Source organism: Paracidovorax citrulli (assembly GCF_900100305.1).
Classification (GTDB): Bacteria; Pseudomonadota; Gammaproteobacteria; order Burkholderiales; family Burkholderiaceae_C; genus Paracidovorax; species Paracidovorax citrulli.
In genome coordinates this window covers 54,077-67,323 of record NZ_FNEY01000014.1, presented here as the reverse complement: position 1 = coordinate 67,323, position 13,247 = coordinate 54,077, and the positions used below count along the sequence as shown (strand labels likewise).

Sequence of the window (13,247 nt, the reverse complement as noted above, 5' to 3'; positions counted from 1 at the left end):
ACGGGTGCTCCGGCGATGGAAGCCGCCGGCTCAGCCGGCGGCGAGGACTCCCAGCCCCTGGGCGATTTCCCGGGCATGCGAGAGCGCGAACAGCACCAGTCCGATCAGGCCGCCGACCACGGTGCCGTTGATGCGGATGAATTGCAGGTCGCTGCCGATGTGCAGCTCCACGAGCCGCGCCATTTCCTTGGCATCCCACCGGTCCACGGTGTTGCGGATGTGCTCGGCCACGAACTGCGACAGGTCGGGCGCCACCTGCGTGGCCCAGAGTTGCAGGCGCACGTTCAGCCGCACGCGCAGCGCGGGGTCACCCGCCAGCGCCATGCCCAGCCATTGCCCCATGGCGGCCACCCTGCGGGAGATTTCGGAGTCGTCGTCGGCCAGGTCCTTCTGCAGCCGCTCGCGCAGGCTCGTCCACAGGTCCTGCACATAGCGGCCCAGGGTCTCGTCGTTCTGCAGGTATTCGCGCAGCTCGAGGCCGCGCCGCTCCCAGTCGGGGTCGGTCTGCAGCCGCTCGATCAGGCGCTGCACCGCGGCATCGAGCGCCGCGCGGAGCTGGTGCGCCGGATCGCTCGCCACCTCGGCCAGCAGGCTGTCGATGGCCTGGGCGATGGCCCCGGCCCCCTTGCCGCTGAGCCAGTCGGTGGGCAGCACCTTCTCCTTCAGGGGATGCTCCCGCTTGATCCACTGCACGATGGCTTCCGCGATGAAAGTGCGCGTCTCGGGCGCACGCAGCAGCAGGGTCACGCGCGCGAGCACATCGTCCAGCAGCACCTGGTGGCGGCCGCCCTGGGTGAGCGCCCCCAGCGCCGCGGCCATGGTGCGCGACAGGTCCAGCTGCCCCACGAGCGCGCGCGCGGCCTGGTTCATGAAGCGCTGGATGCGCGCGTCCTCCACCGCGTCCAGCGCCGCGAGCGCCAGGCGTGCCACCTGCCGCCCCAGCAGTTGCGCATTGCCCGGCGACGTCAGCCACTGCGCCAGCATGTCGGCCGGGTCGTGGCGGCGGATCAGCGTCACCAGCGAAGGGGCGTCCAGGAACTTGTCGCGGACGAACACCGCCAGGTTGCCGCCGATGCGCTCCTTGTTGCGCGCGATGATGTCGGTATGGCGCTGCACCCAGGGCAGCGGGATCCTGCGGAACAGGGCGGACACCGCGAACCAGTCCGCCAGCGCGCCGACCATCGCCGCCTCGGCCATGGCGCGCACGCACTCCACCAGCAGGCTCGAGGGAAATGCATAGGTCGCGGCGAAAACCGCCGCCACCACCAGCAACAGCCCGGTGGCCAGCCATTTCGCCCGGGCCAGCACCAGCGCGCGTTCGGTGGCAGCCGGGGACACGAAAGGGCTTTCGCCCTCGGGGGGAACGCCCAGGAGGCCGCCCGCGGCGCCCAGGGCCTTCACGCCCGGCGCGGGCCCGCCGTCGCCGGGATTGCGGTTGCGACTGCTGCTGTCCATGCCCGGAGAATAGCCCGCCCGCCGCCCGGCGGAGCGTAAGGAACTGTTGCCCGTACGGACTTGGCGGTTAAGGGCAGCCGCCCCCCTTCCGGCGTCGTTGACGCAACTTGCCGTACCGCGCGTACTGCCTGCGGTGCGACGCTTCGCCAGAACCGCCTCCGCTGGGCCGTGCCAGCCGCTCTTGGCGCCGCCAGGGGCTGACGGCGCGGGGCGTCAGCCCCGGGCGGGAGCCACCCGGTCGAGGGCCGCGGCCAGGTGGCCGACCGTGCGGTCCACGTTGCGCCACTTGTCCAGCCCGAACAGGCCGACGCGGAAGGTCTGGAACTCCGGGCCCTCGCCGCACTGCAGCGGCACGCCCGCGGCAGTCTGCAGCCCTGCCTCCAGGAACTTCCGGCCGCTCTGGATGCCGGGGTCGGTGGTATAGCTCACCACCACGCCCGGCGCCTTCCAGCCCTCGGCCGCCACGCTCGGGAACCCGCGCGACTCCAGCAGCGCGCGCACCTTCGCCCCCAGTTCGATCTGCCGCTCGCGCACCCGCTCGAAGCCGTCGTCGCGGGTCTCGAACATCACTTCCCGCAGCCGCACGAGCGCATCGGTCGGCATGGTCGTGTGGTAGGCATGCTGCCCCTTCTCGTAGCCTTCCGCGATCTGCATCCACTTCTTGAGGTCGCAGGAGAAGCTGGAACTCTGCGTTCCCTCGATCGCCTGCCGCGCGCGCTCGCTGAGCATGACCATGGCGCAGCAGGGCGAGCCGCTCCAGCCCTTCTGCGGCGCGGAGATGAGCACGTCCACGCCCGTGGCGCGCATGTCCACCCACATCGCGCCGGAAGCCACGCAGTCCAGCACGAACAGCGCGCCCACCTCGTGCGCGGCCTCCGCCACGGTGCGCAGGTAGTCGTCCGGCAGCAGGATCCCGCTGGCCGTCTCCACGTGCGGTGCGAAAACCACCTTCGGCCGTTCGGCGCGGATGGCCTGCGCCACCTCGCCGGCCGGGCACGGCGCCCAGGGGGCCTGCGGGCCCTCGCCCTGCTGGCGCGCCTGGCAGACCACGGCACCGCCGCCCAGCCCGCCCGCGTCGAAAATCTGGCTCCAGCGGTAGCTGAACCAGCCGTTGCGCACGATCAGCACCTTCTCGCGGTTGGCGAACTGGCGGGCCACGGCTTCCATGCCGAAGGTGCCGCTGCCGGGAACGAGCACGGCGGTGTGGGCGCCGTACACCGACTTCAGCGTGGCGAGGATGTCCTGCACCACCCCGGCGAACCGGCGGGACATATGGTTGAGCGCCCGGTCGGTGTACACGACCGAGAACTCCAGCAGGCCATCGGGATCGACATCGGGCAACAGACCGGGCATGGCAGGGCAACTCCTTGGAAACGGGAACAGGCTTGGGGACGGGCCGGCGCCCAAGCGGTCCGGGGCCGGAAACGCCGGGCTTCGCGCGCAGGCACCCCCAGCTTACACCGCCCGCAGCCGCGCCTGCACCGGCATCCCGGGGGATTTGCGCCGCTTCGCTCCCGGGGCAGGTAGTCGCAGCTACCATCTCTGCCGAGACCGCCCCCATCTCCCCCCAGGAGCCCGATCCGATGCACGACTTCCGCAGCGATACCGTCACGCAGCCCACCGCCGCCATGCGCGAAGCCATGCTGACAGCCCCCCTGGGCGACGACGTCTTCGGCGACGACCCTTCCGTGAACGACCTGCAGAACCATGCCGCGGAACTGCTGGGGTTCGACGCCGCGCTGTTCGCCCCCAGCGGCACGCAGGCCAACCTCATCGCGCTCATGGGCCACTGCCAGCGCGGCGACGAGGCCATCGTGGGCCAGAGCTGGCACACCTACCGCTGGGAAGGCGGCGGCATGGCGACGCTGGGCTCCATCCATCCCCAGCCCATCGAGAACCGCGCCGACGGCACGTTGTGCCTGCGCGACATCGCCGCGGCCATCAAGCCGGACGACCCGCACTTCGCCCGCACCCGCCTGGTGGTGCTGGAAAACACCGCTGGCGGGCAGGTCCTGCCCAACCCCTACATCGCCGACGTGGCCGCCCTCGCGCGCAGCCGCCAGCTGGCCATGCACCTCGACGGCGCCCGCCTCTTCAATGCCGCGACCGCCAACGCCATGGCCCACGGCACGGACGTGTACGACGAGGCGCGCGCCATCTGCGCGCATTTCGACACCGCCTCGATCTGCCTGAGCAAGGGCCTGGGCGCTCCCGTGGGGTCCCTGCTGCTCGGCTCCCACGACTTCATCGCGCATGCCCGCCGCACCCGCAAGATGCTGGGCGGCGCCATGCGGCAGATCGGCATGCTCGCGGCCGCCGGGCGCTATGCCCTCGACCACCACGTGCGCCGCATGGCGGACGACCACGCCCTGCTGCGGTCGCTGGCCGAAGGCCTGGCGGAGGTCGGCCGCAGCCATCCGGTGCTGCGCCGGCGCCTCAGCGTGGCCTCCGCGCACACCAACATCATGTTCACCGACGTGCACTCGGACATCGCCCCCGCCCTGATGGCCTGGCTGTCCCAGCACGGCATCTACGTCACGCGCAGCCTCTGCGGCGGGCAGATCCGCCTGCGCTGGGTCACCCACCTGGACGTGGGGCCCGAGGACGTCGAGCACACCCTGGGCTGCGTGGAGGAATTCCGGGGCTGAGGCCCGCTCCCCGGGGCCGCGCCCCCGGGTTTTCAGCGCGCCGGATAGCTGCGCGCGCCGAAAATCCCGCTGCCCACGCGCACCATGGTGCTGCCCGCGTGGATGGCGGCCTCCAGGTCGGCCGTCATGCCCAGCGAGAGCGTGTCGAAGTCCTCCAGGCCCGGCGCGCCGGAAGCGCGCAGGCGGTCGAAGAGCGCCTTCGCCTGCGCATGCACCGCGAACTGCGCCGCGAAGTCCGGCGCCGGCTCGGGGATGGCCATGAGCCCCCGCAGCCTCAGGCGTGGCAGCCGCGCCACGGCCAGCGCCAGGCCGGGCGCCTCGTCCGGCGGCAGCCCGGCCTTGGTGGCGCCGCCATCCACGTTCACCTGGATGCACACCTGCAGTGCCGGCAGGTGGTCCGGCCGCTGCTGCGACAGGCGCTCGGCCGTCTTGAGGCGGTCCACCGTGTGCACCCAGTCGAAATGCTCCGCCACCAGCCGGGTCTTGTTGCTCTGCACGGGGCCGATGCAGTGCCACTCCAGCGGATGCGCGAGGCCGGACTCCGGCTGGCCCAGGGCAGCGATCTTCTCGACGCCCTCCTGGATGTAGTTCTCGCCGAACGCCCGCTGCCCCGCCAGCGCCGCCTCGCGCACGGACGGGGCGCCGAAGGTCTTGGAAACGGCGAGCAGCCGCACGCCGGACGGCTCGCGGCCGGCCTGTGCGCAGGCTCGCGCGATGCGGTCCAGGACCCCTTGGAGGTTGTTACCAATCGTCGTCATAATGTTTGTTCTCAAGCGTACCAAACGACCAAGGGTTTTTCGTGGACATCACCCAACTGCTCGCCTTCAGCGTGAAGAACAAGGCCTCCGACCTGCACCTGTCCGCGGGCCTGCCTCCGATGATCCGCGTGCATGGCGACGTGCGCCGCATCAACGTCGATGCCCTCGACCACAAGACCGTGCACGCCATGGTGTACGACATCATGAGCGACGCCCAGCGCAAGGTGTACGAGGAGTTCCTGGAAGTGGACTTCTCCTTCGAGATCGAGGGCCTGGCGCGCTTCCGGGTCAACGCCTTCAACCAGAACCGCGGCGCGGCCGCCGTGTTCCGGACCATCCCGAGCAAGATCCTCACGCTCGAGCAGCTCAACGCCCCGCGCATCTTCGCCGACCTTGCCCTCAAGCCGCGCGGCCTCGTGCTCGTCACCGGCCCCACCGGCTCGGGCAAGTCCACCACGCTCGCGGCCATGGTGAACCACCTCAACGAGACCGAATACGGGCACATCCTGACGGTGGAAGACCCGATCGAATTCGTGCACGACTCCAAGAAGTGCCTGATCAACCAGCGCGAGGTCGGGCCGATGACGCTGTCCTTCGCCGCCGCGCTGAAATCCGCGCTGCGCGAAGACCCGGACGCCATCCTCGTGGGCGAAATGCGCGACCTCGAAACCATCCGCCTGGCCATGACCGCCGCCGAGACGGGCCACCTCGTGTTCGGCACCCTGCACACTTCCAGCGCGGCCAAGACCATCGACCGGATCATCGACGTGTTCCCCGCCGAGGAAAAGGAAATGGTGCGCGCCATGCTGTCCGAATCGCTGCAGGCCGTGATCTCCCAGACGCTGTGCAAGACCAAGGACGGCCAGGGCCGGGTGGCGGCGCACGAGATCATGCTGGGCACGAGCGCCATCCGCAACCTGATCCGCGAGGCCAAGGTGGCGCAGATGTACTCCACCATCCAGACCAGCAGCAGCGTCGGCATGCAGACGCTGGACCAGAACCTCACCGACCTCGTGCGGCGCAACATCATCAGCCCCGCGGAAGCCCGCGGCAAGGCCAAGATTCCCGAGAACTTCCCGGGCTGACACCGGCCCGCTCGCACCGCACCGTTCACCCATCCCCCAACACACCGCGCGGCAGACATCACCCCGCCGCGCGCACCGGAGCACCTCCATGAAAGGCATCCTCGGCCTGCTGAAGGCCAAGTCCCGCGGCACCAAGTCCGGCGGCGAAGGCGCCAGCGATTCAGTCTTCTTCACCACGGCCTTCGCCGGCCAGGGCGTGGACAGCTCCATGCTCGTGCCCTGGGAAGCGCGCGCCGTCGAAGTCGCGGCCCAGCGCATGCCCGCCAGCCGCGGCGGCAAGCTGCTGCAGGCGCTGTGGTCCAAGGACCGCTACATGGCCCACCTCGACGCCTCCGCCGTCGAGCGCATGGAGCGCTTCTTCCACTTCGCTGCCGTGCCCGCAGACCGCGACGTGATCCGCCAGGACGAATACGGCAATTTCATGGTCGTGCTGCTCACCGGCACCATCGCCGTGGACCGCGTGCAGCCCTGGGGCGAGCACCTGCGGCTCGCGGAAACCCGCCCGGGCGACATCCTGGGCGAGATGTCGCTGCTGGACAGCGGTATCCGCTTCTCCGCCTGCACCACGCTGACCGATTGCGAGATCGCCGTACTCAGCGCCGAGGCCCTCGACGACATGATGGCCAAGGATCCCCAGTTGGCCGCGAGCCTGGTCGCCCTGCTCGCGCGCAAGCTCTCGCAGCGCCTGCGGGTCGTCAGCGCCCGCCTCAGCGACAGCCAGCGCTGACACGGCGGCGCACCGACCGGAGCACTGAATGGAACGCGATCAGGCCAGCAAATTCATCAACGACCTGCTGAAGCTCATGGTGGGGCGCGGCGGAAGCGATCTTTTCATCACGGCGGAGTTCCCTCCCGCCATCAAGGTGGACGGAAAGGTCACGAAGGTATCCCCCCAGCCGCTCACGCCGGCGCACACCCTCACGCTCGCGCGCGCCATCATGAGCGACAAGCAGGTGGCGGACTTCGAGCGCACCAAGGAGTGCAACTTCGCCATCTCCCCCGCGGGCATCGGCCGCTTCCGGGTGAACGCCTTCATCCAGCAGGGCCGCGTCGGCATGGTGCTGCGGACCATCCCGCTCACGCTGCCCACCATCGACGGGCTGGGCGTGCCGCAGGTCCTCAAGGAAATCACCATGTCCAAGCGCGGGCTGTGCATCCTCGTGGGTGCCACCGGCTCGGGCAAGTCCACCACCCTCGCGGCCATGGTGGACTGGCGCAACGAGAACTCCTTCGGCCACATCATCACCGTGGAAGACCCGATCGAGTTCGTGCACCCGCACAAGAACTGCGTCGTCACCCAGCGCGAGGTGGGCCTGGACACCGACAGCTGGGAGGCCGCCCTCAAGAACACGCTGCGCCAGGCGCCGGACGTGATCCTCATGGGCGAGATCCGCGACCGCGAAACCATGGACCATGCCATCGCGTTCTCCGAGACCGGCCACCTGTGCCTCGCCACGCTGCACGCCAACAGCGCCAACCAGGCGCTGGACCGGATCATCAACTTCTTCCCCGAAGAACGGCGCGCGCAACTGCTCATGGACCTGTCGCTCAACCTGCGCGCCATGGTGTCGCAGCGCCTCATCCCCAAGCAGGACGGCAAGGGCCGCGCCGCGGCGGTGGAAGTGATGCTCAACACGCCGCTGATCGCCGACCTGATCTTCAAGGGCGAGGTCGCCGAGATCAAGGAGATCATGAAGAAGAGCCGCAACCTCGGCATGCAGACCTTCGACCAGTCGCTGTTCGACCTCTTCGAGGCCAACGTCATCAGCTACGAAGACGCGCTGCGCAACGCCGACTCGCTCAACGACCTGCGGCTGCAGATCAAGCTCGGCAGCCAGCGCGCCCGCAGCACCGACCTCTCATCGGGTACCGAGCACTTCGCCATCGTCTGAGGCCAACCCGCGCCGCGCCCGCCGCCATCCGGCGGGCGCTGTCTTTTTCATCGTTTTCCGGAACCACGACAGGAGACATCCACATGCCCCCCAGCACCGCTCCGCGCAGCTACGACCCCACCCCCTCGCGCAAGGTCGCCTTCCTGGGACTGGGCGTGATGGGCCACCCCATGGCGGGCCACCTCGCGCTCGCCGGCCACCAGGTCACCGTCTTCAACCGCACCGCCGCCAAGGCCGCGGCATGGTGCGAGGAGTTCGCTGCATCCGCCGGCGCACGGAAGGCAGCCACGCCGCGCGAAGCCGCGCAGGGGGCGGAGATCGTGTTCTGCTGCGTGGGCAATGACGATGACCTGCGCTCGGTCGTGCTCGGGGCCGACGGTGCCTTCGCCGGCATGCAGCCCGGCGCGGTCTTCGTGGACCACACCACCGCCTCCGCCGAAGTCGCGCGCGAACTGGCCCGGGCCGCACGCACCCTGGGCCTGCGCTTCATCGACGCACCCGTCTCCGGCGGCCAGGCCGGCGCGCAGAACGGCCAGCTCACCGTCATGTGCGGCGGCGATGCGGACGCCTTCGACGCCGTGCGGCCCGTCGCCATGGCGTTCTCGCGCGCCTTCACGCGCATCGGCGACAGCGGCGCCGGGCAGCTCGCCAAGATGGTCAACCAGATCTGCATCGCCGGCATCGTCCAGGGCCTCTCGGAAGCGGTCGCCTTCGGCCAGCATGCCGGCCTGGACATGCCGCTGGTGCTGGACGTGATCGGCAAGGGCGCCGCCCAGAGCTGGCAGATGGACAACCGCGGCAAGACCATGGTCGAAGGCCGCTTCGACTTCGGCTTCGCCGTGGACTGGATGCGCAAGGACCTGGGCCTGGTGCTGGAAGAGGCCCACCGCAACGGCGCGCGCCTGCCCCTCACCGCCCTCGTGGACCAGTTCTACGCCGACGTCCAGCAGGCCGGCGGCGGGCGCTGGGACACGTCCAGCCTGATCACCCGCCTGGGCGTGAAAAAACCGCAGAACGGCTGAATACGGCGCACGAAACCCGCACCGCCTCGCCCGTCGGAAGGCCGCGGAGCAGGCCACGCCAGCAGACGCCGCGGGACTGGCTCTGCCAGGCCTCAGGGGGTGTCCCTTATTTGGAATCGGTGGTGACCGGTGCGGGGCCCTGGGGCTGCTGCGAGAATCCGCGTGCCAGCTCCTGCTCCGAGACGATCTCGAACACGCGCACCACCTTGCGCACGTCGTTCACGCCGCGCGCGATGTCCGTGGCACGGTCGGCCTCGCGCTGCGTCACGCGGCCCATCAGATAGACGGTGTTGCGCTCCGTCACCACCTTGAAGGCGGTCGCGAAGAGGTCCTTGGCGTCCACCAGGCTGGCGCGCACCTTGCCGGTGATGAGCGCATCGTTGGCGCGCTGCGGCAGCGTGCTGGCCGACATCACCGCCAGGTCATTCACGACGGAGCGCACGTTCTCCACGGTCAGCACCGCCTGCTCCACCCGCTCCTTGTCCTGCTGGGAGGGCACTTCCCCCGTCAGCAGCACCTGGCGGTTGTAGCTGGTCACATTCACATGGACCCGGTTGCCGAAGTTATCGCGCAGCCGGTTGCCCGCGCGCAGCTCGATCGTCTCGTCCTCCACCTGGGTGCCGGCGGTGCGCCGGTCCGCGGCCATCATGGTGCCCACGGCGGCACCGCCGATCATCAGCGGGGCGCATGCCGAAAGCACGGTTCCCAGCGCGACGGCGGCCAGCACGGCGCCAGTGGTTCGGGTCAAGGTCTGCAAGGTCATAGCGGTATCTCCTGTTCACCAAATAACTGGGCATCCACCCCATCGCACAGGCAGTGCAGCACCAGCGCATGCACTTCGCGCACGCGGGCCGCGCGGTCGTGCGGCACCTCGATCAGCACGTCCGTCTCGCGCAGCAGCCCGGCCAGCGCTGCGCCGCCCCGGCCAGTGAGGGCGATCACGGTCATGTCCCGCTCGTGCGCGGACTGGATGGCTTCCACCAGGGCGGCATCGGTGGCCGCGCTGCCGTCGGCCATGGCGAGCAGCACGTCCCCCGCCTGGCCCAACGCCCTCACCTGCCGGGCCAGCACCTGCGCGTCGCCACCGGGCATGCCGGGCGCGGACCAGAGCGCGTCAGGCTCGAGCGCGACGGCCGCCAGTTCGGGCCGCTCCCGCTCGAAGCCGGCCACGCAGAGCGCCGCGAACTGCCGCGCCTGCGCGGAGGCAGCGCCGCTGCCGCAGGCCAGGGCCTTGGCGCCGCTCGTGACGCACGCCAGGATGGCCTGCACGGCCGCCCCGATGGGTTGACTGAGGAGTTGCGCGGCCTGGTACTTGAGGTCCGCGCTATCGATGAAATGCTGTTGGATGCGTTGCTCGAGCATGTACGCCGATGATACCCCCCGGGTGTTGCCGCTTCGGTAGCAAGGCGTTGGCGCGGCAGGCGACCGCCGCGCTAGCCGGCATCGAACGCGGCCTGCAGCCACTGCACCGCGTCGCCGCTCACCAGCACCGCATCGAAGCGGCATGGCGGCGGCGACGGCCAGCGCAGCAGGTAGTGCCGCGCCGCGAACACGATCCGCCGCCGCTTGGCCGCGCCGATGCTCGCGCCCGCGCCGCCATAGGCATCGCTCGCCCGGCTGCGCACCTCCACGAAGACCAGCGTGCCGTCGCGGTCGCGCAGGATCAGGTCGATCTCCCCGCCTCCGCGGCCCGGCGTCCGATAATTGCGCGCCAGCAGCCGCAGGCCGGCCGCCTGCAGATGCGCCAGCGCCCGGTCCTCCGCGGCCATGCCCGCGGCCCGCGTCGTCTTCCGCGCGGCCCCTCCCGGGCCGGCCGTCTTTTTTTCAAGGATTCCCATTGAGCGCCTCTTTCGCCTCCCCCCTGTCCGCCGCGCGCGACGCGGCCGCAGCGCAGCATTATCCGCAAGGCGCCCTGTACGTCGTCGCCACGCCGATCGGCAACCTCGCGGACATCACCCTGCGCGCCCTGCACGTGCTGCAACTGGCCGACGCCATCGCCTGCGAGGACACCCGCCACACGCAGTCCCTGCTGCGCGCCTACGGCATCGACAAGACCCCGTCGCAATGGATGGCCGTGCACCAGCACAACGAAGCCGAGGCGGCGCAGGCCGTCGTGCAGCGGCTGCAGCGCGGCGAACGCATCGCCTACGTGAGCGACGCCGGCACCCCGGGCGTGAGCGACCCCGGCGCCCGGCTCGTCGCTGCCGTGCAGGCGGCCGGGCTGCGCGCACTGCCGCTGCCCGGGGCGAGCAGCGTGACGGCCGCACTCAGCGTGGCCGGAGCCCTGGATGCCGGCGCGGCCTCGCACCGGCCGCTGGCCGGGGGATTCCTCTTCGCCGGCTTCCTGCCCACGCGCGCCTCGGAGCGCCAGGCTGCCGTCCAGGCCCTCGCGGCCGAACACCGCTGCACCGTCTTGCTCGAAGCGCCCCACCGCATCGCCGACCTCGCCGCAGCGCTGGCCCCCCTGGGCGACCGGCCGGTCACCCTGGCGCGGGAGATCACCAAGCAGTTCGAGGAAATCGCCACCCTGCCCGCCCAGGCCCTCGCTGCCTGGCTGGGGGAAGAAGGAAGCTCGCGCACGCGCGGGGAGTTCGCCATCGTCGTGCATCCCGCGGCCTTGCCCGGGGGCGATGACCACCCCGCCACCGCCACCGGCCTGCGCATCCTGCGCCAATTGCTGGCCGAACTGCCCGTCAAGACCGCCGTCCGCCTGGCGGCCGAGATCAGCGGAGCGCCGCGCAACGCCCTCTACGACGCTGCGCTGGCCATGAAGAAGGAAGGCGCCGAGGACAGCTGAGACCGCCAGCGCCCACCGGACGGCAGGCCTGGGCGGAGACAGCAGCTGCGTGGGGCCGGCAGGGGGCCACGCGCCAGCCCCCGCCTCAGGCGCGGACGGTGTACGCCAGCCCGGAGGCCACGCCGCCGAACAGGTCCCCCTCGACCTGGGGCACGCCGGGAAACGCCACGGCCAGCGCTTCGCGCAAGGGCTTGAGGGCCGAGGAACCGCCCGTGAGGTAGAGCGCGTCCACGCCCCGGGCTCCGAGGTCGGCCGCGACGAGGCATTCCGCGGCACACCGCACCACCTCCTGCAATGGCTGCTGCAGCGTGCCCGCCATCGAAACCGGGGTAACGGTCGCCTCGAGATCCCGCTCCAGCCATCCGAGCGGCAGCGCTGCCGGCGCCCCGGTGCTCGATACATCGATCTTCGCCTGCTCCACCGCCTGTGCGAGGCGATGCCCCCACCGCTCCGACAGCACCACCATCAGCCGGTCATGCAGGCGGGCGTCACGATAGTCCGACCGCAGCCCCTTCGCTTCCGCGAGGGCCTTGGGGCTGTAGAGCCACTGGATCAGGTGCCATGTCGAAAGGTCGAAGAAGATGCGGCTGGGCACTTCCCGCCCCGATGGGCCGTGGTGCCCCAGGCCGAGCAGGGGCATCACGTGCGAGCGGCTGAGACGCTGGTCGAAGTCCGTGCCGCCCAGGTGCACGCCAGCGGTGGCGAGCACGTCGCCGCTGCGGTCGGCACGGCGAGAGCGCTCCGGCCCGAGCAGGACCACCGTGAAGTCGGATGTCCCCCCACCGATGTCCACCACCAGTACGCGCGTTTCCCGGTCCACGCGCTGCTCGTAGTCGAGCGCCGCCGCGATGGGTTCGAGCTGGAAGGAAATGTCCGCGAAGCCGGCCATTTCCGCCGCCCGCCGCAGCGCCCCCTCCGCCAGCGCATCCCGCGCCGGATCCCCATCCACGAAATGCACCGGACGCCCCAGCACGACGTGCGCGGGCACATCGCCCACGACGGCCTGCGCGCGCTGCGCCATCGTGCGCAGGAAGAGCGCGATGATGTCCTGGTAGCTCATCAGCGTTCCCTGCACCGCCGTCTTCTCTTCCAGCAGCGCGCTGCCCAGCAGGCTCTTGAGCGAACGCATCAGCCGCCCCTCGGTACCCGCCAGGTACTGGGCGATCGCATCCTGGCCCACGTGCGTCCGGGATTCTTCGGTATTGAAGAACATCGCCGTCGGCAGCGTGTGGAACGACTGCTCCACGGGCACCATCTGCGCCGTTTCCCCGTCGCGCCGGACCGCCATCGCGGAATTGGAAGTGCCGAAGTCGATGCCAAGGGTCAGCGGGCGCATGGGATACGAAAAGCAGGGTGGGAACAGGGGCAGGCTCCGGTTCGCGGGGGCCGTGCCCGGACAGAACGCCAGCCGGAAGGCCAGCAGAGCCAGCGGGAAGCGCAAAAACAAAAACGCCCACTATGAAGTGGGCGTTTCTGAAAGTGCAAGGCACTTGTGTTGGTTGCGCGAGAAGGATTTGAACCTCCGACCTTTGGGTTATGAGCCCAACGAGCTACCAGACTGCTCCATCGCGCGGCAAGAAATAAATTATA

The 13,247-nt window shown here is 70.2% G+C and carries 13 protein-coding genes and 1 tRNA gene; 6 read left to right on the top strand and 8 right to left on the bottom strand.

What is annotated here, in order from left to right; genetic code table 11:
• Positions 1–30: 30 nt before the first annotated feature.
• Both BLR99_RS11495 and BLR99_RS11490 read right to left on the bottom strand, forming a co-directional pair.
• Positions 31–1,455: a DUF445 domain-containing protein gene (locus tag BLR99_RS11495; RefSeq protein WP_116212437.1), complete on the bottom strand. Its 1,425-nt coding sequence runs from the start codon at positions 1,453–1,455 to the stop codon at positions 31–33.
• A gap of 213 nt (positions 1,456–1,668) precedes the next feature.
• A complete protein-coding gene (locus BLR99_RS11490; protein ID WP_046060368.1) occupies positions 1,669–2,808 on the bottom strand; it encodes an aminotransferase class V-fold PLP-dependent enzyme in 1,140 nt (379 codons plus the stop codon).
• A gap of 230 nt (positions 2,809–3,038) precedes the next feature.
• On the opposite strand from BLR99_RS11490, the gene ltaE reads away from it, so the two are divergent.
• Positions 3,039–4,103 (top strand): low-specificity L-threonine aldolase, encoded by a 1,065-nt coding sequence (gene ltaE, locus BLR99_RS11485; RefSeq protein WP_017439707.1) that lies wholly within the window; start codon positions 3,039–3,041, stop codon positions 4,101–4,103.
• A gap of 32 nt (positions 4,104–4,135) precedes the next feature.
• On the opposite strand, the gene BLR99_RS11480 is transcribed toward ltaE, so the two are convergent.
• Positions 4,136–4,861: a YggS family pyridoxal phosphate-dependent enzyme gene (locus BLR99_RS11480; RefSeq protein ID WP_011793813.1), complete on the bottom strand. Its 726-nt coding sequence runs from the start codon at positions 4,859–4,861 to the stop codon at positions 4,136–4,138.
• Positions 4,862–4,902: 41 nt separating this feature from the next.
• Between BLR99_RS11480 and BLR99_RS11475 the strand changes: the two genes are divergently transcribed.
• The 4 genes from BLR99_RS11475 (at position 4,903) to BLR99_RS11460 (ending at position 8,860) form a co-directional block, all read left to right on the top strand.
• Entirely contained in the window at positions 4,903–5,946 is a 1,044-nt protein-coding gene (locus BLR99_RS11475; protein WP_011793812.1) for a type IV pilus twitching motility protein PilT, read from the top strand.
• A gap of 88 nt (positions 5,947–6,034) precedes the next feature.
• Positions 6,035–6,673 (top strand): Crp/Fnr family transcriptional regulator, encoded by a 639-nt coding sequence (locus BLR99_RS11470; RefSeq protein ID WP_011793811.1) that lies wholly within the window; start codon positions 6,035–6,037, stop codon positions 6,671–6,673.
• Positions 6,674–6,701: 28 nt separating this feature from the next.
• Complete coding sequence (locus BLR99_RS11465) at positions 6,702–7,838, top strand: PilT/PilU family type 4a pilus ATPase (protein ID WP_011793810.1); 1,137 nt, start codon at positions 6,702–6,704, stop codon at positions 7,836–7,838.
• A gap of 83 nt (positions 7,839–7,921) precedes the next feature.
• The gene (locus BLR99_RS11460) at positions 7,922–8,860 is read left to right on the top strand and encodes an NAD(P)-dependent oxidoreductase (protein WP_011793808.1); all 939 of its coding nucleotides are present in this window, start codon (positions 7,922–7,924) and stop codon (positions 8,858–8,860) included.
• A gap of 106 nt (positions 8,861–8,966) precedes the next feature.
• Here the strand turns inward: BLR99_RS11460 and BLR99_RS11455 are convergent, their stop codons facing one another.
• The 3 genes from BLR99_RS11455 to BLR99_RS11445 form a co-directional block, all read right to left on the bottom strand.
• The gene (locus BLR99_RS11455; protein WP_017438694.1) at positions 8,967–9,623 is read right to left on the bottom strand and encodes a BON domain-containing protein; all 657 of its coding nucleotides are present in this window, start codon (positions 9,621–9,623) and stop codon (positions 8,967–8,969) included.
• The gene (locus tag BLR99_RS11450; protein WP_046060367.1) at positions 9,620–10,222 is read right to left on the bottom strand and encodes an SIS domain-containing protein; all 603 of its coding nucleotides are present in this window, start codon (positions 10,220–10,222) and stop codon (positions 9,620–9,622) included. Before BLR99_RS11450 ends, BLR99_RS11455 begins: the two co-directional genes overlap by 4 nt.
• Before the next feature lie 71 nt (positions 10,223–10,293).
• Positions 10,294–10,698, bottom strand: a complete 405-nt coding sequence (locus BLR99_RS11445; RefSeq protein WP_046060366.1) for a YraN family protein — start codon at positions 10,696–10,698, stop codon at positions 10,294–10,296.
• Between BLR99_RS11445 and rsmI the strand changes: the two genes are divergently transcribed.
• Positions 10,698–11,657 carry a 16S rRNA (cytidine(1402)-2'-O)-methyltransferase gene (gene rsmI / locus BLR99_RS11440; protein ID WP_046060365.1) on the top strand — a complete coding sequence of 320 codons (960 nt, stop codon included), beginning with the start codon at positions 10,698–10,700 and terminating at the stop codon, positions 11,655–11,657. The two genes, BLR99_RS11445 and rsmI, sit on opposite strands and share 1 nt — an antisense overlap.
• Before the next feature lie 85 nt (positions 11,658–11,742).
• Here the strand turns inward: rsmI and BLR99_RS11435 are convergent, their stop codons facing one another.
• Positions 11,743–12,993: an Hsp70 family protein gene (locus BLR99_RS11435; protein ID WP_074687188.1), complete on the bottom strand. Its 1,251-nt coding sequence runs from the start codon at positions 12,991–12,993 to the stop codon at positions 11,743–11,745.
• A 160-nt stretch (positions 12,994–13,153) separates the two neighbouring features.
• Positions 13,154–13,230: transfer RNA gene (locus BLR99_RS11430), tRNA-Met, on the bottom strand.
• Positions 13,231–13,247: the final 17 nt, after the last annotated feature.

Coding starts and splice junctions, on each gene's coding strand:
- BLR99_RS11490 (WP_046060368.1), bottom strand. CDS start 2,808: ATGCCCGGTCTGTTGCCCGATGTCGATCCCGATGGCCTGCTGGAGTTC.
- BLR99_RS11480 (WP_011793813.1), bottom strand. CDS start 4,861: ATGACGACGATTGGTAACAACCTCCAAGGGGTCCTGGACCGCATCGCG.
- BLR99_RS11435 (WP_074687188.1), bottom strand. CDS start 12,993: ATGCGCCCGCTGACCCTTGGCATCGACTTCGGCACTTCCAATTCCGCG.
- BLR99_RS11455 (WP_017438694.1), bottom strand. CDS start 9,623: ATGACCTTGCAGACCTTGACCCGAACCACTGGCGCCGTGCTGGCCGCC.
- ltaE (WP_017439707.1), top strand. CDS start 3,039: ATGCACGACTTCCGCAGCGATACCGTCACGCAGCCCACCGCCGCCATG.
- BLR99_RS11460 (WP_011793808.1), top strand. CDS start 7,922: ATGCCCCCCAGCACCGCTCCGCGCAGCTACGACCCCACCCCCTCGCGC.
- BLR99_RS11495 (WP_116212437.1), bottom strand. CDS start 1,455: ATGGACAGCAGCAGTCGCAACCGCAATCCCGGCGACGGCGGGCCCGCG.
- BLR99_RS11450 (WP_046060367.1), bottom strand. CDS start 10,222: ATGCTCGAGCAACGCATCCAACAGCATTTCATCGATAGCGCGGACCTC.
- BLR99_RS11465 (WP_011793810.1), top strand. CDS start 6,702: ATGGAACGCGATCAGGCCAGCAAATTCATCAACGACCTGCTGAAGCTC.
- BLR99_RS11470 (WP_011793811.1), top strand. CDS start 6,035: ATGAAAGGCATCCTCGGCCTGCTGAAGGCCAAGTCCCGCGGCACCAAG.
- BLR99_RS11445 (WP_046060366.1), bottom strand. CDS start 10,698: ATGGGAATCCTTGAAAAAAAGACGGCCGGCCCGGGAGGGGCCGCGCGG.